The sequence below is a fragment of the Corallococcus sp. M7 genome (assembly GCF_054512695.1).
This window is the reverse complement of sequence record NZ_CM137252.1, coordinates 45381-64509: the sequence shown is the minus strand read 5'-3', so window position 1 is coordinate 64509 and position 19129 is coordinate 45381. Positions and strand designations below refer to the sequence as shown.

The 19129-nt window shown below is 71.3% G+C and carries 15 protein-coding genes; 8 read left to right on the top strand and 7 right to left on the bottom strand.

Going from position 1 to position 19129, the window contains the following annotated elements; translation table 11 throughout:
• Window positions 1-7 precede the first annotated feature (7 nt).
• On the bottom strand, window positions 8-2278 hold the full coding sequence (locus ACX114_RS00280; protein ID WP_459293540.1) for a sensor histidine kinase: 2271 nt from the start codon (window positions 2276-2278) through the stop codon (window positions 8-10).
• A 270-nt stretch (window positions 2279-2548) separates the two neighbouring features.
• On the opposite strand from ACX114_RS00280, the gene ACX114_RS00275 reads away from it, so the two are divergent.
• From ACX114_RS00275 to ACX114_RS00265, 3 genes are all read left to right on the top strand, one after another.
• Window positions 2549-4714 carry a tryptophan synthase alpha chain gene (locus tag ACX114_RS00275; RefSeq protein WP_459293538.1) on the top strand — a complete coding sequence of 722 codons (2166 nt, stop codon included), beginning with the start codon at window positions 2549-2551 and terminating at the stop codon, window positions 4712-4714.
• 148 nt (window positions 4715-4862) lie between these two features.
• Window positions 4863-5876 (top strand): hypothetical protein, encoded by a 1014-nt coding sequence (locus tag ACX114_RS00270; RefSeq protein WP_459293536.1) that lies wholly within the window; start codon window positions 4863-4865, stop codon window positions 5874-5876.
• 146 nt (window positions 5877-6022) lie between these two features.
• Window positions 6023-7231: a trigger factor gene (locus tag ACX114_RS00265; protein WP_459293534.1), complete on the top strand. Its 1209-nt coding sequence runs from the start codon at window positions 6023-6025 to the stop codon at window positions 7229-7231.
• Between the two features lie 14 nt (window positions 7232-7245).
• Here the strand turns inward: ACX114_RS00265 and ACX114_RS00260 are convergent, their stop codons facing one another.
• Complete coding sequence (locus tag ACX114_RS00260; RefSeq protein ID WP_459293532.1) at window positions 7246-7746, bottom strand: hypothetical protein; 501 nt, start codon at window positions 7744-7746, stop codon at window positions 7246-7248.
• Between the two features lie 211 nt (window positions 7747-7957).
• On the opposite strand from ACX114_RS00260, the gene ppk1 reads away from it, so the two are divergent.
• The gene (gene ppk1 / locus ACX114_RS00255) at window positions 7958-10123 is read left to right on the top strand and encodes a polyphosphate kinase 1 (protein WP_459293530.1); all 2166 of its coding nucleotides are present in this window, start codon (window positions 7958-7960) and stop codon (window positions 10121-10123) included.
• A 1-nt stretch (window position 10124) separates the two neighbouring features.
• Here the strand turns inward: ppk1 and ACX114_RS00250 are convergent, their stop codons facing one another.
• The 4 genes from ACX114_RS00250 to ACX114_RS00235 form a co-directional block, all read right to left on the bottom strand.
• The gene (locus ACX114_RS00250) at window positions 10125-10685 is read right to left on the bottom strand and encodes a hypothetical protein (RefSeq protein ID WP_459293528.1); all 561 of its coding nucleotides are present in this window, start codon (window positions 10683-10685) and stop codon (window positions 10125-10127) included.
• Window positions 10686-10810: 125 nt separating this feature from the next.
• Entirely contained in the window at window positions 10811-11953 is a 1143-nt protein-coding gene (locus ACX114_RS00245) for an App1 family protein (protein ID WP_459293526.1), read from the bottom strand.
• Window positions 11954-11985: 32 nt separating this feature from the next.
• Entirely contained in the window at window positions 11986-13839 is a 1854-nt protein-coding gene (locus tag ACX114_RS00240) for a glycoside hydrolase family 15 protein (protein ID WP_459293524.1), read from the bottom strand.
• Window positions 13836-14930 carry a glucose 1-dehydrogenase gene (locus tag ACX114_RS00235; protein ID WP_459293522.1) on the bottom strand — a complete coding sequence of 365 codons (1095 nt, stop codon included), beginning with the start codon at window positions 14928-14930 and terminating at the stop codon, window positions 13836-13838. The genes ACX114_RS00240 and ACX114_RS00235 overlap by 4 nt, the downstream gene beginning before the upstream one ends.
• A gap of 164 nt (window positions 14931-15094) precedes the next feature.
• On the opposite strand from ACX114_RS00235, the gene ACX114_RS00230 reads away from it, so the two are divergent.
• From ACX114_RS00230 to ACX114_RS00215, 4 genes are all read left to right on the top strand, one after another.
• Window positions 15095-15640, top strand: coding sequence for a hypothetical protein (locus tag ACX114_RS00230; RefSeq protein WP_459293520.1), 546 nt, complete (start codon window positions 15095-15097; stop codon window positions 15638-15640).
• A 134-nt stretch (window positions 15641-15774) separates the two neighbouring features.
• A complete protein-coding gene (locus tag ACX114_RS00225; RefSeq protein WP_459293518.1) occupies window positions 15775-16692 on the top strand; it encodes an ABC transporter ATP-binding protein in 918 nt (305 codons plus the stop codon).
• 13 nt (window positions 16693-16705) lie between these two features.
• On the top strand, window positions 16706-17467 hold the full coding sequence (locus ACX114_RS00220; RefSeq protein WP_459293516.1) for an ABC transporter permease: 762 nt from the start codon (window positions 16706-16708) through the stop codon (window positions 17465-17467).
• 68 nt (window positions 17468-17535) lie between these two features.
• Window positions 17536-18552: an ABC transporter substrate-binding protein gene (locus ACX114_RS00215; RefSeq protein WP_459293514.1), complete on the top strand. Its 1017-nt coding sequence runs from the start codon at window positions 17536-17538 to the stop codon at window positions 18550-18552.
• Here ACX114_RS00215 and ACX114_RS00210 read toward each other — a convergent pair.
• Window positions 18549-18980, bottom strand: coding sequence for a hypothetical protein (locus tag ACX114_RS00210; RefSeq protein WP_459293512.1), 432 nt, complete (start codon window positions 18978-18980; stop codon window positions 18549-18551). The genes ACX114_RS00215 and ACX114_RS00210 overlap by 4 nt on opposite strands.
• Window positions 18981-19129: the final 149 nt, after the last annotated feature.

The window sequence follows — 19129 nt, the reverse complement described above, 5'->3', positions numbered from 1 at the left end:
CTTCGCGTCACTGATGGATGGGAGGCGACTCCGCCACGGACGTCTCCTCCATCAGCCGGGGCACGCGCGGCAGGTCCACCGTGAAGGTGGCGCCCCGCCCCGGCATGCTCTCCAGGCGGATGACGCCGCCGTGCGCCTCCACCAACTGGCGGGCGATGTAGAGCCCCAGCCCGTAGCCGGCCTTCGTCCGCGCGGCGCGCTCCCGCTCGAAGCGCTCGAAGACGCGGCGCTGGGCCTCCGGCGCGATGCCCACGCCCTCGTCGCGCACCCGCAGCCGGGAGTGCTCCGCGTCCAACGCGCAGACCGACACCGTCACCGGGTGGCCCCGGCCGAACTTCAGCGCGTTGGACAGGAGGTTGGTCACCACCCGGTCCAGCCGGATGCGGTCCCACTGGCCCACCTGCCCCTCCTCCACCTGCAGCCGCAGGTCGCAGCCCGCCTCCGCGGCGGCGTCCGCGAAGCGCTCCACCACCTCGCGCGCCAGCTCTCCCAGGTCCATGGGCGCCGCGTCCAGGAGCCGCTTGCCGGAGGACAGCCGGGACAAATCCAACAGGTTGTGGAGCAGCTGGCCCAGCCGCTGCGCCTGCCCGCGCGCCACCACCAATCCCTGACGCACCTCCTCGTCGCGGCCGGCCGCCTGCGAGCGCTGCACCTTGCTGAGCAGCAATTGCAGTGCTTGCAAGGGATTGCCCAGGTCGTGCGCGGTGACGGCGATGAGGTCCACCGCCTCGCGCGCCTCGCGCAGAAGCCGCGTGTTCTCCAGGGCCAGCGCCGCGCGGCCGGCCAGCTCCTCCACCAGCACCTGGTCCGCCTGCGTGAAGCGGCGGTGGCCCCGGGCCGTCAGCAGCACGAAGGCGCCCAGCGTGTCGCTGCCCGCGCGCAGGGGCACCACCATGGAGGAGCCAATGGCCACGCGCTCCATGAGCAGCCGGTGCTCGTCGGTCTCCGCATAGGCGGCCAGGTCGTCCATCTCCACCTCCACGTCCATCCGCGAGCGTCCGGTGCGCATCACCTCCCAGACGACCGACGGCATGCCCGAGCGGGGCGGAAAGCGCCGCAGGGCCTCCCACAGGCTCGCCTCGCGTTCGGGCTGCACGTGCGTCACCGCGCGGGGCCGCAGCTCACCCGCGGGCGTGAGGAGGTAGAGGATGCAGCCGTCCGCCACCTCCGGCACCAGCAGCCGCGCCACCTCCGCCGCCGTCAGGTCGGGGTCCAGGGACTGGTGGAAGACGCGGCCGGCCTCCGCGAGCAGCTCCTGCACCCGCTCCTGGCGCCGCTGCTCGGTGATGTCGCGCGTCACCACGGAGAAGCCCTGGGGCTCGCCGTCCTCGTCGCGCAGCGCGGTGATGGACACCTCCGCCCAGAAGCGCGAGCCGTCCTTGCGCTGCCGCCAGCCCTCCGTGCGCAGCCGCCCCTCCTGGAGGGCCCGGGACAGGTCCCGCTCCGGCCTGCCCGCCGCCGCGTCCTCGGACGTGTAGAAGACGGAGATGGGCCGGCCCTGGATCTCCGCCTCGCTCCAGCCCTTGATGCGCTCGGCGCCCGGGTTCCAGCTGGCCACCCGCCCGCGAGTGTCCAGCAGCACCAGGGCGTAGTCGCGCACGCCCTCCACCAGCGCCTGGAAGCGGTGCGCGCTGGCCGCGGCCTCGCGCCGGAGCGGGTGGAGCCGGCGGTGGAGCACCCACGCCAGCACCCCCGCCACCGCCAGCCCCAGCAGGGAGGCCAGCAGCAAGAGCGCCGTCTCCCACCGGTCCACCCGCACCGAGGACTGGTTCTCCACGGCCAGCCGCTCCTGCACCTTGCGCTCCAACTGGGCCTGCGCCTCGCGCACCCGCCCATGGGCCCGGGCGAGCCGCTCGCGCGCCAGCTTCTGATCCTGGGGTGTCGGGGTGTCCATGAGCGCGCGCAGGGCCGCTTCATGCACCTGCTCCGCGGCGCGCACCTCCCACACCAGCTCCTCGTCCTCGGGCATGTCCAGCCGCGCGGCCAGGCGTTCCGCGGCGTCCAGGAAGCGCCGCCGTGCCTGCGCCGTGTCCCGGGAGAGCGACTGCCCGCCCGCCAGCAGCGCGCTGTTGGCCAGGGACACCTTGTCGCTGAAGGCCCGCCCCAGCAGCCCCACCTCCTGCAGGTCCAGCGAGCGCTCCATCACCCGCGACCGCACGGAGGCGCGCGTCAGGAGCAGCGCCACCACGGCCAGGACCAGCAGGACGAGCGCCACCAGGAGGCTCGCCGCGAGCCCCCACCCCTCCTCCTGCCGCGCACGCCTGGGACCTGCCGCCATGCCTCCCCTTCCCGCTGGACGCACGTGTCCGTTCGCGCCTCCGCGTCCCCTCACGGTGGGGCCCTGCCTCCCTCGCGCCCACCCCCCTCCCTGGCCCGGCGGATGTCCACCAGTGCGCGCCTTCCCGTCGGGCGGGGTGGGACAGTGACGCCTTTCCGACCGCTGGAGACGCATCGGGGCTTGCCGCCGCTTCGCGAGGACCCGACCGCTCCCCACCCTTGTCCCCAGGTCCATGGCGGGTGGGGCCTTCACGGGCGGCGGGAACGGGGCATGGGGCGGACGGGTGTTTGGCCAGGCTGGGTGCTGCTTCTGGGGCTGTGGGCGGCGTGCGGCCAGACGCTGCCGGAGGACACGGCTTCCGCCAGGATGGCCTGGAGGCCCCCGTCCACCTGCGTGCCCATGACGTGTGAGTCCCAGGGGCTCAACTGCGGCTACGCCATCAACGGGTGCGGCGGCACGCTCCACTGTGGCGAGTGCTCCGAGGACGAGGCCTGCGGCGGGGGCGGCATGCCCAACGTCTGCGGCCCCCGGCCCTGCGTCCCCAGCACCTGCGAGGCGCGGGGCGCCACCTGCGGGCCGCTCTCGGACGGCTGCGGCGGCGTGCTCGACTGCGGCACGTGCGCGACCCCGGAGGTCTGCGGCGGCGCCGGCGTGCCCAACGCCTGTGGCCCCCCGGCCTGCGTCCCCACCACCTGCGAGGCCGCGGGCAAGAACTGCGGCCAGGTCGCGGACGGCTGCGGCGGCGTGCTCGACTGCGGCGCGTGCGGGCCGGACGAGACGTGCGGCGGAGGCGGCACCGCCAACGTGTGCGGCCGCGCGCCGTGCGTCCCCACCACCTGCGAGGCGCTGGGCAAGAACTGCGGCGCCGTGTCCGACGGCTGCGGCGGCGTCCTGGAGTGCGGCGCCTGCGGCGAGGGGCTCACCTGCGGCGCGGGCGGCGTGGCCAACGTCTGCGCGGCCCCGCTGTGCCAGGCGGCCACCTGCGCCGCATTGGGGAAGAGCTGCGGCGAGGTGCTGGACGGCTGCGGCGGCGTCCTGGAGTGCGGCGCCTGCGAGGCCGACGCGACGTGCGGCGGCGCGGGTGAGGCCAATGTCTGCGGCGCCGGCACCTGCGTGCCCACGACCTGCGCGGCCCTGGGCGCGAACTGCGGCCGCGTGTCGGACGGCTGCGGCGCGGTGCTGGAGTGCGGAGGCTGCCTCGCGTCCCAGAGCTGCGGCGGCGCGGGCACGCCCAACGTCTGTGGCAAGGCCGCGTGCACGCCGTCCACCTGCGAGGCCCTGGGCAAGGACTGCGGCCAGGTCTCGGACGGCTGCGGTGGCACGCTCGACTGCGGCGCCTGCGGCGAGGGGCTCACCTGCGGCGCGGGCGGCGTCCCCAACGTCTGCGCGGTCCCCGGGTGCCGGCCGGCCACCTGCGGATTCCTGGGCGCGACGTGCGGCGCGGTGGCGGATGGCTGCGGTGGCACGCTCGACTGCGGCGCGTGCGCGGCGCCGGAGACCTGCGGAGGCACGGGCGTGCCCAACGTCTGCGCGCCCCCGGAGCCCGTGTGCGTGGACCGGGACCTGGGCAGCGCGCTGCCGGTGTCACTGAAGGGCTCCACCGTGGAGGCCCGGGATGACCACGCCGCCTCGTGCGGAGGCGCGGGCGCGCCGGACCGGGGCTACCTGTGGACGGCACCCCGCGCGGGCACCTTCACCTTCGACACGGCCCGCTCGGCAATCCGGTCCGTCATCGCCGTGTACGCGGACGGCTGCGGCGGCGAGGAGCTGGCGTGCGCCACGGGCGGCATCAGCTACGGCGGCGGGTCCCGGGTGGCGGTGGCGCTGACGCAGGGCCAGCGGGTCCTGGTGACGGTGGACGCCGTGGCCGGCGGGTCCTTCACGCAGGGCGCCTTCGAGCTGCACATCGACGAGTTGCGCGCCACCGAGGCCGGCGCCTGCTTCGACGGCATGGACAACGACGGAGACCGCTGGGTGGACTGCGCGGACACCGAGTGCCGCGACGAGCCCCGCTGCAAGGGCCAGGGCTGCGCCCACCACGACCTGGGCAGCGCCCTGCCCCTCACCTTCCAGGGCGAGACGGCCCTCTCCGGCGACGGCTTCCAGGGCACCTGCGGCGCGCTGCTCCAGCAGGACCGCGCCCACCTGTGGACGGCGCCGAAGGCCGGCACCTTCGTCTTCGACACCTCGCCCGGCGACGACCCGGACGCGGGCGGCCACGCCCTGTACCTCCTCACCGGCTGCCGGGGCACGGAGCTGGGCTGCGCCGCGAACCCACATCCTACGACAAAGGATGCCCCGGCGCTGAAGCTCACCCTGGCCCAGGGGCAGTCGGTGCTGGTGGTGGTGGACGGCATGGCCCGGCCGGACCGGGACACCCCCATCCGCTACACCCTCCGCGTCACGGAGTGGGTCCCGGCCGAGGCCGGCCGCTGACGCACCGTGCCACAACCAGCGCCACACACCCACCTTCTCACTACATGTGAGGTGCTACGCAACTGATCGACGGCCGATGCGATAATCCCCGCAAGTCGTCCGCAGCCCTTCCAAATCCTTTCCTCGAACTCCGACGAGGGAGCCCCACATGAGCCTCATCGACCGCGCCCGCAGTGCCGTCTCCAACACCATCCGCCAGGTGCAGCAGAACCCCATCCAGGCGGCGAAGGACATCGGGACGCAGGCGAAGAAGGGCTACGACACCTTCACGAAGGTGAAGACGGCCGTGAAGGACGGCTTCGACAACGTGAAGAGCCTGAAGACGGACGGCTTCAAGGCCACGTTGAAGGGCAACGTCGACAAGATGGTCTCCAAGGCCATGGACCCGAAGACCAAGCTCGACCTCAAGGGCAAGCTGGGCATCGCGGGCAAGGCCTTCGGCACCATCACCAACGCCACCAAGCTGGTGGGCCAGGCCGGCACGGCCATCTCCGACGTGCGCAACGCCGTGCGCTCCGGCAGCAGCGAGGACTGGAACAAGGCGCTGGGCTCCGTCGCCACCGCCGGCAAGACCGCGGTCAGCACCGTCAAGGGCGGCCTGGAGATTGCCCGCGACGTGAACAAGTTCGGCAGCGCGTACAAGGCCGCCAGCGGCGCCTTCAAGGCCGCGGTCCCGGGCGCCGGCCCCAAGCTGGCCCGCGCCGCCGCCGGTGCCGCCGCCAAGGCCGCCTTCGAGGGTGGCGCTTCCTCCGCCATCAAGAGCGGCGTGCGCTCCGCCCTGAAGACCGCCGTCAGCGAGTCCGGCGTGGCCCTGAAGGCCGCCACGGGCACCGCGACCCGCGCCGCCGCCAAGGCCGCGCTGTCCGAGGGTGGCAAGGCCGCCGCCAAGGCCGGTGCGACCGCCGCCGCCAAGGCCGCCGGGGGCACCCTGGCCAAGGCCGCAGGCCGCTTCGCCCCGGGCGCGAACATCGCCATCGCCGCCTTCGACACGGCGAACGCGGTCTCCACCCTGCGCGACCCGAACGCCAGCACCACCGCGAAGGTCACGGGCGTCATCACCGCCGTGGGCTCCATCGCCGCCGCCACCAACATCCCGGTGGTCAGCCAGGTGGGCGCCGCCGTCTCCGCGGTCTCCAGCTTCGTCGGCGGCCTGTTCGGGTGAGCCGTTGAAGTCACGCAGGGCCCCGGGCGGTGAACGCCCGGGGATGTCCCCGGGGGGTCCTTTCTGGTAGCAACCGTGGCCGTGTGAGACGCGCACGTTTCAATCCCCTCTGGGACCACGGTCGCTACCTGCCAGGAGGCCCTCCGGTGGCCACGAAGAAGAACCCTCCCGCGAAGCCCGCCGCCCCCGCCGCCAAGGCGCCCGGCCCGTCTTCCGCCCCGGCGAAGCCGGCGAAGTCCGCCGCCGCCACTCCGAAGTCCCCGGCCAGCCCCAAGCCCCCGGAAGCGCCCGCCGCCCCGCCGCAGGCTCCCGTGCATCAGTTGGTGCAGCGGCTGCCCGTGGCGCCCGGCCTGGGCCACCAGGCGGACCTGCCGCAGGTGAAGGCCCCGTCGCTGGAGAACCTCCACATCCGCGTGCCCCAGGGCGAGGACCTCACGGAGGAGGACCTGCTGGAGCGCTTCCACGAGCTGGCCCGCGCGAAGGCGCAGGTCCGCGAGCGCGCGGAAGGCGAAGCCCTGGCCATGGGCGACGACGTGCGGCTGGACATCCTGGGCTACGCCAACGGCCGCCTCATCCCGCTGAGCACTCGCATGGGTTACTGGATGGAGCTGGCCCCCCAGGTGATGCTGCCCGGCTTCGCGGAGGTCATCGCGGAGGCCAGCGTGGGTGACAGCGTGGAGGTGGGGCTGGTGCTGCCGGACAACTACCCGGCGGAGCAGCTGCGCGGCATGCCGGCGCGCTTCCTGGTGGACGTGCGCGCCGCGCGCGAGGTGCGCATGCCCGACACGGAGTCGGACGCGTTCCTCCAGCAGTTGGGCCGCGGCTCCACGCATGAAGAGGTCATGAGCTCCATCGTGGAGGAGATGGAGAACGAAATGGCCGACATGCTCTGGGTGGACGCGCGCAACCGCGTGCTGGACGAGATCATCGCCCGCGCCGACGTCTCCGTGCCCAAGCCGCTGGTGGACGAGGAGATCCGCCGCCGCTGGCACCAGGCGGAGGGCGAGATCCTGGCCCAGAAGTTCTTCAGCCTGGAGGAGCAGCAGGAGGCGCTGGACGGCTGGCTGCACCACCCGGGCATCCGCGACGACGTGGAGCGCCGCCTCAAGATTGCCCTGGTGCTGCGCGCCATCGCGCAGCGGGACAAGCTCCAGCTCACGCCGCAGTACGCGCTGGAGCTGCTCAAGGAGTCCTCGGAGCCCTTCGGCATCACCGAGGCGCAGCTGCGCGAGTCCATGCTGGACCCGGCCGCCTCCGCGCAGATGATGGACGTCGCGTGGCACCTGCTCGCCGTGGAGCACGTGATGACGCAGGCCCGGGTGACCTTCGAGGGCGCCGAGGCGGGGCTCGCTTAAGGCGCCGGGAGCGGCTACCCCGCCGGGTTCTTGGGCGCGGGCGGCTGCTGACCGGGGGCGATGAAGGCCCCCGTCGCGGGGTCGATCTGCCAGGCCGAGTACTGGTGCGTGAGCACGTCACGCACCTGTCCCTGCTCGTAGCAGACCGAGTACACGACGAAGACCTCGTTCACGAAGTTGGGCCGCCCGTAGCGGTAGCAGTCCTGCTCGCCCTTCTTCTGGAGCGTGAGCGGGTGGCCCAGCAGGCCCCCCACCTCCTGGGTCGTCATCCCCGCGCGCACCACCTTGATGCCGTGCGGCGTCACGACGGAGAAGGACGTTCCGTTGGCACGCCAAAGGCCGAAGAAGCCCAGGGCGAGCACCACTGGCACCGCGGCGGCCACGAACCAGGTGAAGGTGAAGCGGTTGGACTTCTTCTTGGACCCCTCGCGGAAGGCCGTGAACAGGGCGTCCGGGGAGGTGTCCGCCGGGGCACCGTCCGGGGTGACCGGGAAGGAGGCATTGGGAGTGCTCACCCTTCTTGAATGCCGTCAGTGGGCGCCGGATTCAAGCGATGGACTGCCGGGGAGTCCACAGCCCGTACGCCTCGCCGGCCACTGACGGGGTCGTTCAGGGTGGGATACGCCCGGATGTCCGGTTCCGGGCCAGGCGTGCGAGTTCACAATCGGCGCGCTGCGGGACTGCTAGAGGGCACACCCAGAGGCTCATCTCGAGGAGTCACACATCATGGCGAAGCGCGCCGCCGCGAAGGGCACCACGCAGAAGACCCTGGACCGGGACGTCGTTCCCCCGGGCACGGAGGTGCCGGACAGCGACCTGTTCTTCAACCGGGAGCTGTCGTGGCTGGCCTTCAACGACCGGGTGCTGCAACTGGCCGAGTCGCCGGAGGTGCCGCTGATGGAGCGGCTGAAGTTCATCTCCATCTACGCGCGCAACCTGGATGAGTTCTTCATGATCCGCGTGGCGCGGCTGCACGAGCAGATCGCCGCGCGCGTGGGCCGCCTGGTGCCGGACGGCGCGTCCCCGGGCGACACGCTGGACAAGCTGCACACGGGCATCCTGGAGCAGGGCCGGCGCCACGCGGACTGCTTCGAGAAGGTCCTGCGCCCCGCGCTGGCGGACAAGGGGCTGCGCATCCTGTCCATGAAGGAACTGGACGCGGACCAGCGCGCGCAGGTGGAGCAGCGCTTCCGCGAGCAGATCTTCCCCGTGCTCACGCCGCTGGCCATCGGGCTGGGGCGGCACTTCCCGTACATCTCCAACCTGTCCCTGAGCCTCGCGGTGCTGCTGCGCGACCCGGTGGCGGAGGAGGAGAGCGTGGCGCGGGTGAAGGTGCCCAAGGAGATATTGCCCCGCTTCGTGCCGCTCAAGGGGGGCACGCTCTTCGTGCCGCTGGAGGAGATCATCGCGCAGCACCTGGGGGACCTGTTCCCCGGGATGGAGGTCCTCAACTGGAGCCTGTTCCGCGTGACGCGCGACGCGGACTACACCGTGTCCGAGGACGCGGAGGACCTGCTCAAGGCGGTGGAGACGGAGATCAGCCAGCGCCGCTTCGGGGACGTCATCCGCCTGGAGATTCAGGCGGGGATGAACGCGAAGCTGCTGGAGCCGCTGGTGGAGGCGCTGACGCTGGAGCCCCGGCAGGTGTACGAGGAGCACGGCCTCTTGGACCTGGCGGACGTGATGTCGCTGGCGATGACGCCGGGCTTCAGCGAGCAGCGCGACCCGCCGTGGACGCCGGTGACGCAGGCGCGGCTGCGCACGGACAACGAGTCCGCGGACGGCGGGGGCACGGTGATGTCCGCGATGCGCCGGGGCGATCTGCTGGTGCACCACCCCTACGAGTCCTTCGCCTCCTCCGTGGAGCGCTTCGTGAGCGAGGCGGTGGAGGACCCGGACGTGCTGGCGCTGAAGCAGACGGTGTACCGCACGTCGGACAGCTCCCCGCTGGTGCCCGCGCTCATCCGCGCGACGGAGCACGGCAAGCAGGCCGTGTGCATGGTGGAATTGAAGGCGCGCTTCGACGAGCGCACCAACATCCGCTGGGCGAACGCGCTGGAAGAGGCGGGCGTGCACGTCGTGTATGGGATTCCCAGCCTGAAGACGCACGCGAAGGCCATCCTCATCGTGCGGCGCGAGGGCGAGCGGGTGCGGCACTACGTGCACATCGGCACGGGCAACTACAACCCGAAGACGGCGCGGCTCTACACGGACCTGGGGTTGTTCACCACGGACCCGGAGATTGGCGCGGACGTGGCGGACGTCTTCAACTTCCTCACCGGCTTCGGCCGGCCGCGCTCCTTCCGCAAGCTGCTGGTGGCGCCCTTGACCATGCGCGAAGGGCTGATGGAGGAGATCAAGAAGACCCAGGCGGCGCACACGCCGGAGTCACCCGCGCGCATCATGATGAAGATGAACGCGCTGGTGGACCCGGGCATCATCCGCGCGCTCTACGACGCGTCCCGCGCGGGCGTGCGCGTGGACCTCAACGTGCGAGGCATCTGCTGCCTGAGGCCGGGAGTGCCGGGCGTGTCGGAGCACATCCGGGTGGTGTCCAACCTGGGCCGCTTCCTGGAGCACCCGCGCATCTACGCCTTCGAGCGGGGCGCGGCGTCGCGGTGCTACATCGGGTCCGCGGACATGATGCCGCGCAACCTGGACCACCGCGTGGAGATATTGGCGCCGGTGGAGGACCCCACCCTGGCCGCGCAGGTGAAGGACGTGGTGGAGCGCTGCATGGTGGACACCAGCGGCGCGTGGGAGCTGGGCTCGGACGGCACGTGGCGGCGGCGCACCGCCGCCACGCCCAACGACAAGCGCTCCGCCCAGGGGGAGCTCATGGAGCGCGCCATCCGCATGGTGCAGATGCAGAGCGGGCGCCCCGTGGCCTGAATCAGGTCTCGTGGTTCACGAGGTTGAACACCGCCACGCGGTGCGACTGGGGGAACAGCACGATGAACAGGTGGTTCCAGTCGTGCGCGCCCGCGGCCACCAGGTAGGAGGAGTAGAAGTAGCGGATCTGCACCTGCTCCGTGCCGTTGCCAATCTCCGTGAGCAGGTGCGGGTCCAGCGCGTCGAAGAAGAAGAGCTGGTCGGACAGCGTGCTGAACGGCACCGTGCCCTTGTCCTGCCAGGGGTAGTAGCCGTAGTCCTGCGACAGCGCGAACACGGACTCCACCGCGTCCGACAGCGTGGGCGCCTGCGGGGACGACCACGGGAAGCCGTACACGTCCAGCGTGCCGTCACACCAGTTGTTGTGCGTGTCGCACTCGTCGTTGCCGGCCTCCATGATGGACTCGAGCAGCGGCGTGGGGCCCTCCCACTCCAGCTCGATCTGGCTCAGCTTCGACTCCACCGTGCGCACGGACTGGGTGGACTCGGGAGCCGGCTCGGACGGCGCGTTGTTGCACGCGGCCAGGAACAGCGCGGAAGCCAGCACGGTGTGTCGGAACATGTTCACGACCTCAAGGGATGAAACGAGGGAGGCCCGCGTCTGCCACAGCCCCCTCCCCGCCCTCAAGCCACAACACGCCGCCTGTGCACGTGTCACCGCGCCGTGACACGTGCGGTTGGAAATCTTCAGCCCCGCTCGCCCAGGGCGCTGCGCGCGGCGTCCTCGCGGCGGTGGGCCTCCACCTCCGGGACCTCCTCCCAGCGGATCCACCCGGCGCGCGCCGCGTGCCTCGCGGCGGCCACCGTGTCGTCCACGGCGACCAGCTCACTGCCCGCGTCGCGGATGTCCTTCGCGATGGCCTCCATCTCCTCGCCGCGCTTGGAGCGCCCCGGCACGTTGCGGATGTAGACGCAGCGGATGCGGCCCGGGTACTCGCGCACGATGGTGCGGTAGTGCTCCGCGTCCTCCTGGCCGCTGTCCCCGATGAGCACGAAGGGCAGATGCGACAGCGTCTCCAGCACGCCGCGAATCTTGTCCAGCTTGTGCCCATGCCCCCCGCCCGGCGCGAAGCCGTGCCGTGACAGGCCCCAGTCGCGCAGGAGCAGCGGGCCAATGGGGATGCGGTGGATGGCGAGGAACTCGTCCAGGTGCTCGTAGAGGTTCCACGGGCTGCTGGACACGTAGAAGATGGGGTTGTCCGCCCCGCCGCTCGCGCCCGCCTGGAGCGCCGCGTAGAACGCGTCCACGCCCGGGAAGGGCAGCCGCACCCGGTGCTCCGTGAGGAACAGCGCCCACGCGCGCTTGAGCGGATCCGTCACCCCCGTGGCGATGACCGTGTCGTCGATGTCGCTGATGACGCCCAGTTCCGCGCTCGTGCCCGCCACCCGCACCGGCGCGGACACGCGCGGCACGCCCTCCGCCTCCGGGGACAGCAGCTCCAGCTCCACCATGTGCCAGCCGGAGCGCACGCCTTCAGGAGGCGGCACCCACAGCTCCAGGAAGCCCTCCTCGTCCGTCACGCCCTCCCAGCGCTTGTCCCCCCAGCGCACCGCCACGTGCGCGCTGGAGATCTCACGCGTCATGTAGCGCTTGTAGGAGGCCACGGCGCTGCTCCACAGCGTGTGGCGCTGGCGCTGGGGCGTCACCTTGCGCTCCTCCAGCACGCGCGCCTTGATGACCACGCGCTCCGGGGTGCCGTAGCCCCGGTACGGCAGGATGCGCAGCGGCGGGGCGATGCCCAGCCCCTTGCGCACGCGGCGGCTCAGCACGTCGTAGTGGGCATCCGCCTTGACGGCGAAACGGAACAGCAGCGGGTACAGGTCGGGCATGGCGGGTGCGCGCGAGTCTACCGTCCCCTCCGTCAATCGTGGCGGCCCAACGTCCGGTCCAGGTTGTATGCGGCGCTGATGAGTGACAGGTGCGTGAGCGCCTGCGGGAAGTTGCCCATCGCCTCGCCGGACATGCCCGTCTGCTCCGCGTACAGCCCCAGGTGGTTCGCGTAGCCCTGCATCCGCTCGAAGATGAGCCGCGCCTCGTCCAGGAGGTCCGGCCGCACCGGGCTCGCGCGCGTCATCGCCTCCACCAGCCAGAAGCTGCACAGGTTGAAGGTGCCTTCGCTGCCTTCAATCCCATCCAGCTCCTTGTCCGTGTCGTAGCGGAACACCAGGCCGTCCGACGTCAGGCCCCCGTCCCGAGGCGCCTTGCGAATGACGTCCAGCGTGGAGAGCATCCGCGGATCCACCGGGGACAGGAAGAACACCAGCGGCATCAGGAGGTTCGCCGCGTCCAGCGCGTCGTACCCATAGGCCTGGATGAAGGCGCCCTTCTCCTTGCACCAGCCCTTGTCCATGATCTCCTCGAAGATGGCGTCGCGCGTCTTCAGCCACTTCGCCCGGTCCGCCGGCAGGCTGCGCTTGTCCGCGAGCCGGATGGCCCGGTCCACCGCCACCCAGCACATCAGCTTCGAATAGACGAAGTGCCGGCGCGAGCCGCGGATCTCCCAGATGCCCTCGTCCTCCCGCTGCCAGTGGTCGCACACCCAATCCACCAGCCGCCGCAGGTGACTCCAGAAGTCATACGAGATGGGCACCGCGTACTTGTTGGACAGGTACACGGAGTCCATCAGCTCGCCGTAGATGTCCAGCTGCAGCTGGTCCGCCGCCGCGTTGCCAATGCGCACAGGGCTGGCGCCGCCATAGCCGCGCAGGTGATGCAACTGCTGCTCGTCCGGCACCCGGGTGCCGTCCAGACGGAACATCAGGGGCAGCGGCCCGTCTCCATTCTCCGCGCAGCGCGCCTCCACCCAGCGCATGAACGCCTCGGCCTCCTCGTTGAAGCCGATGCGGATGAACGCGTAGACGGTGAAGGCCGCGTCGCGCAGCCAGCAGAAGCGGTAGTCCCAGTTGCGCGTGCCGCCGGGGGACTCCGGCAGGCTGCACGTGGGCGCGGCGATGATGGCCCCGGACGGCTCGAAGGTCATCAGCTTCAGGGCCAGCGCCGAGCGCTGCACCATCTCCCGCCACCGCCCCGTGTACTTGCACTTGGACACCCAGTGGCGCCAGTAGTCCACCGTGTCGCGGAAGAGCTTCTCCGCGGAGTCGTGCGTGTGCAGGTGGTGGTGGCAGCCCTCCACGCCGCCCTCGCGCAGGGTGAAGACCGCGGACTGGCTCTCCTTCAGCGTGAAATGCGCGGTGACGCCGTTCTTCTCCTGCTTCAGGGGGATGGGCGTCACCAGTTGCATGCTCAGGCCCCTGGACACGAAGGCCGCGCCGCCCTTCACCACGTGCGTCTCGTGCTCGTCCCGCGCGTAGTTGAACGCCGGGAAGCACTCCATGCGGAAGGACATCTCCCCGCGCACCACGCGGATGCGCCGCAGCACCTCGCGCCCCTCCGCCTTCGCCCCCTTGCCCAGGGGCATCAGGTCGATGAGCTCCCCCACGCCGTCCGGCGTGTAGAAGCGCGTCACCAGCACGTTGGTGTCCGGCCAGTAGAACTGCCGCTTCATCACCCCGTCCGGCTCCGGGGACACGCGCCAGTACCCGCCCTTCTCCGGGTCCAGGAGCGCCGCGAAGATGCTGGGGCTGTCGAAGTGCGGAAAGCACAGCCAGTCGATGGTGCCCTCGTTGCCCACCAGCGCCACCGTGCGCAGGTCGCCGATGATGCCGTGGTCCTCGATGGCGATGCCGCCCTTCAGGTCCTCGTGGTGGGGATTCACCGGGCATGCTCCTGGAACGAGATGACGTGCTTGATGCCGCCCTTGGCCTCCACCACCCTGGCGAACTCCGACGGCGGGTGGCGCTGGGTGATGAGCGCCTCCACCCTCCCCGGCCACTTCGCGCGGAAGCGGGCCAGGTCCTCCAGCGCCTCACGGAAGTCGCTGTCCGACGCGTTCACCGTGCCGAACATCACCCGGTTGCCCAGCACGAGCTGTCCCAGGACCTCATCCCCCTTCAGCTCCAGTGGCTCCTCGCGTCCGGGCACGCCGGTGAAGATGAGCACGCCGTTCTCCTCCAGCACCTGGAGCGAGTCGAAGGCCACCTTCGACGCCCCCGTCGCCTCGTAGATGACGGCCACGCCGCCCAACTGTTTCTTCAAGGCCTCCACCGTCACCTCCTTGGAGGAGATGTACGGCACGCCCACCGCCTCGGACGCGGCGGCCTTCTCATTGGGCTTGGGGCTGCGCGAGTACACCGTCACGTCGAAGCCCGCGCGCATCAGCGCCATGGCGCCCAACTGCGCCACCGGCCCCGCGCCCAGCACCAGCGCCTTGCCGGGATTCACCTTCCACGGCAGGCGGGACTGGATGTGCGCCACCGAGCGCAGGCCCTTCTCCGCGATGGTGAGCGGCTCGGTGAGCACGGCCACGCCGCGCAGGGAGTCCTCCGCCTTGTGCAGGTAGGCCGCGTCCTCCACGAAGTGCTCCGAGCAGAAGCCGTGCGCGCCCTGGATGCCGCGCTCCGTGTAGTCCCCCGTCACGCAGAAGTCCGGGTAGCCATGGCTGCACGCGGGGCAGTGCGCGTGCGGACAGGGCCTGCGCACCCGGGGCACCACCAGGTCCCCCGGCTTCAGGCCCTGCACGTGCGCGCCCACCTCCATCACCTCGCCCAGGCACTCGTGGCCCAGGATGAGGTGGTCCTCCCCCTTGGGCGCCGCGCCGTGCTGGCCCTTGAGGATCTCCTGGTCGGTGCCGCACACGCCCACCTCCAGCGTGCGCACCTTGACCTGGGTGGGCGAGTGCAGCCGCGGTTCGGGAACGTCGAGGACGCGCACCTCGCGCGAGGGGAACATGACGGCCACGGCCTTCATGGGTGGAGGACTCCTTCCGGGCGAAGTGCTGAATGTCCCAGGACAAGGGGTGCGGACTTGGGCCCCATGTCGCAAGTGACCGCCCGCCTGCCTGGAGGTCGACACTCTTGGGACCGCGTGAAAGGGCTGCCCCCCGGGTGCGCGCGGGTCTATAGAAACAGGCCGTGCGTGCGCCCCCCGCCTCCCGACGCAGCCGCGCCACCGCCATCGGTGCCACGGCCTTCCTGATGCTCGCCCTGCCCTTCCTGGTGCTGGGGGTGTTCTTCCTCGGCCAGAAGGCGCGGATGGACCTGCGCTGCGAGCCCCAGGGCCCGTGTGTCCTCAGCCGCTCCAGCTGGCTGGGCCAGGAGGAGGTGGGCCGCTACGCGCCCGGGGACCTCCAGGGCGTGGAGGTGGCCCGAAGCCGCAGCACCCGCAGGGGCGCCGCGCCCATCTTCCGGGCCCAGTTGCAGACGACCTCCGGCGTCCAGCCGCTCGCCTACCAGTGGACGGAGTCCGAGCCGGAGGCCCAGGCCTTCGCGGACACCGTGCGGCGCTACCTCACGGGTCCCCGCACGGACGCGCTCGCGGTGTTCCAGGACGACCGGCAGGCGTCGCTGCGCGTGGGCGGCGCCTTCACCGTCGTGGGCCTGGGCGTGCTCGCCGTCAGCCTGTGGCTGCTCTCCCGCACGCTGGCGCACCGCAAGGCGGAGCGGGCCACCGTCTCCTGACGGACGACGGAGCGCGCTGAAAAAGCAGCCGACAGGGCGCCGCGGATTTCACTTCCTGTCCTACAGTGAAAGGCGCCTGCCCGCTTCCAGGCCCCTCCTGTGCGACCGCGGGGCAGGTGAATAGGTTGTGGCGAATGTTTCGACGCCTCATCGAGCGGATGCGGGGCCTGCGCCGGGCGGCGCCGCACCTCTTGCGGCCCGCGAACGTGGAAGCGGACCGGGCGAAGATCTCCATCGCCCAGCTGGACCACCACTACGCCAACAAGGTCGTGGCGCTGAAGGACGTGAACCTCAACGTCCGCTCGGGTGAGTTCGTCTGCCTGCTCGGCCCTTCCGGCTGTGGCAAGTCCACGCTGCTCTACGCGCTCGCCGGCCACGTGGTGCCCACCGGCGGCCGGGTGGCCATTGACGGCAAACCCATCCACGGGCCCGGTCCGGACCGGCTCCTGATGTTCCAGGAGGCCGCGCTGTTCCCGTGGCTCACCGTGCGCGGCAACATCACCTTCGCGCTGGCCGCCCGGGGCGTGCCCCGCGCCGAGCGCCGCGACCGGGCCAACGCCTTCATCCAGCGCGTGCGCCTGGAGGGCTTCGAGGACACGCTGCCCCACCAGCTCTCCGGCGGCATGAAGATGCGCGCCAGCCTGGCGCGGGCGCTCGCGGTGGACCCCACCGTGCTCTTGATGGACGAACCCTTTGGCGCGCTGGACGCCCAGACGCGCGTGCACATGCAGGAGATGCTACAGGCCATCTGGCTGCGCTCCGGCAAGACGGTGGTCTTCGTCACCCACGACGTGCAGGAGGCGCTGATGCTGGGCACCCGCGTGGTGCTGATGGCGCCCCGGCCGGGCCGCGTGGTGGAGGACCTGGAGATCCACCTGCCCATGCCGCGCTCGCTGGAGGACCCGTCCCTGGACGCCATGGCGCGCGACATCCGCCACCGCCTGCGCGCCTCGGAGGGGCATGCCGAGGAGGCCCCGCCCGTGGAGCCCGCGCAGCGCCGCACGCGCACGCCGTCCAGCCTGCCTCGCCCGAGCGTCGTGACCGGCCGTTAGAGGGGACACCGCCATGCTGAAGTGGGCGCAGAAGCTGGGGATGATCGCGCTGCTCTTCGCGCTCTGGGAGGGGCTGTCGCGCTCGGGCGTGTGGAACAAGCACCTGTTTCCCGGGCCGCTGGAGGTGGTCCGGACGCTCGGCGTCATGGCCCGCGACGGACAGTTGGGCGGCGCCACGCTGCGCTCCCTGGGCCGGCTGACGCACGCCTATCTCATGTCCGTGGGCATCGGCGTGCCGCTGGGGCTGTGCATCGCGCGGCTGGGCTTCTTCCGCAACGCGGTGAAGCCGGTGGTGATGGGGCTTCAGGCCCTGCCCTCCATCTGCTGGCTGCCGCTGGCCCTCCTGTGGTTCGGCCTCAACGACAGCGCCATCCTCTTCGTGGTGGTGATGGGCAGCGTGCTGGGCATCGCCATCGCCACCGAGGACGCGGTCAACGGCCTGGACCCGCAGCTGGCCCGCGTGGCCAGCACCCTGGGCGTGCGCGGCCTGCGCTTCTACTTCGGCGTGCTCCTGCCCGGCGCGCTGCCCGGCATCGTCACCGGCCTCAAGCTGGGGTGGAGCTTCGCGTGGCGCGCGCTGCTCGCGGGCGAGCTGCTCTTCGTCTCCGGCGGCCTGGGCCAGCTGCTCACCATGGGCCGTGAGCTGATGGACGTGTCGCAGGTGATGGCGGTGATGCTGGCCATCATCCTCATCGGCATCACGGTGGACCGCGTCCTCTTCCAGACGGTGGAGACGCGCCTGAGGCGCCGGTGGGGCCTGACGGCGTCCGTGTGAGCCGAAAGACGCTTCTACCCTCACGGGCATTGATAACAGCCGGGGAATCTCCATTAGCGTGACGCACCATGTCTTCCGCGCGTCCGCTGTCCCTGCTCCTGGGTGTCTGCACCGTCCTGCTGATGGGCGTCACGTCCTGCAAGAAGGACACGCCCTCCGGCGCCAACGCGCCTTTGCGCGTGGCCTTCTTCCCCAACATCACGCACGCGCAGGCGCTGGTGGCGAACTCGGAGGGGCTCTTCGGGTCGCAGCCCGGCATGGGCCACGTGGAGGTGCGGCAGTTCAACGCGGGCCCCGCGGCCATGGAGGCGCTGGTGGCGGGATCCGTGGACGTGGCCTACGTGGGCCCGGGCCCCGCCATCAACACGTACCTCAAGGCCGGCAAGGAATTGCGCATCATCGCGGGCGCGGTGAACGGCGGCGCGGTGCTGGTGGTGAAGAACGTGAAGACGGCCGCGGAGCTCAAGGGCAAGAAGCTGGCGACCCCTCAACTTGGCAACACCCAGGACATCGCCCTGCGCACCTGGCTGAAGGCGCAGAAGCTGAACATCACCGCGGACGCGGGCGGCGACGTGCAGGTGATTCCCATCAGCAACCCGGACATCCTGGCCCAGTACCTCCAGGGCGCCATCGAGGGGGCGTGGGTGCCCGAGCCCTGGGGCGCGCGCATGCTCGCCGAAGGGGGCGGCCACATCCTGGTGGACGAGCGCGACCTCTGGCCGGACAAGCGCTTCCCCACCACGGTGGTGGTGACGACGAAGAAGGTGCTGGAGACGCAGCGCCCGCGCATCGCGGCGCTCCTGCGCATCCACGTCGCCCTCACCGAGCGCTGGCGCGCGGACCCGGCGGCCTTCGCCACGTCCGTCAACGCCGCCTTCGGTCAGCTCACGCGCAAGCCCCTGCCCGCGCCCGTGCTCCAGGACGCGTTCTCCCGCCTGGAGCCGGGCCTGGACCCGGTGCCCGCCGCGCTGAAGACGTCCGCGGAGCACGCGAAGTCACTGGGGTTCATCCCCAGTGATGACCTTACGGGGCTCGTAGACCTGAGCGTCCTGGACGAGGTGCGCGGCGGCGCGAAGCCGAACTAGTCCTGCTTCTCCCCCTGGAGGGACAGGGCCACGTTGTCCGTCTCGTCCACCTGGTAGAGGGCCTGGACCTGCTGGCCCTTCTCGGGCTGCTTGAGGATGGTCAGCGCGCTCATGTCCAGCGGCACCACCGGCCCGGTCACGTCCTTCACGTACAGCATCATCCCGGAGCGCTTCACCACCGGCCCGCTGACCTGACGGACCTTGTCCGGGTCCGGGGTGATCTGCCGCACGGACTGGCCCGGGGAGATGAGCTCCGGCGACGTGGTGGGGACCGTGCTCACGACGTTCGAGGGGCTGGTGCTCGAGGGCTCGATGTTGGTCGACGGCTGGCTCCCGGACTGGTCGCCACCCTTGCTGACCGTGGGTTCGCGCGCCAGGGCGGGACCCGCGAGCAACAAGAGACCGAGCGTCGGCGCGGTCCACGCCATGGCTCGCCAACGTCTGGGGAATCCGTGCATCATGGTGATACCTCCCGTGTCACGGGGGCGCTGCCCCCGGGCTCAGGCTCAAACGTAGGGTGGGCAGCACTGAATGTTCAGCGGCGGAACACGGACCGTGCGCGCGGCAGCGTCCACAC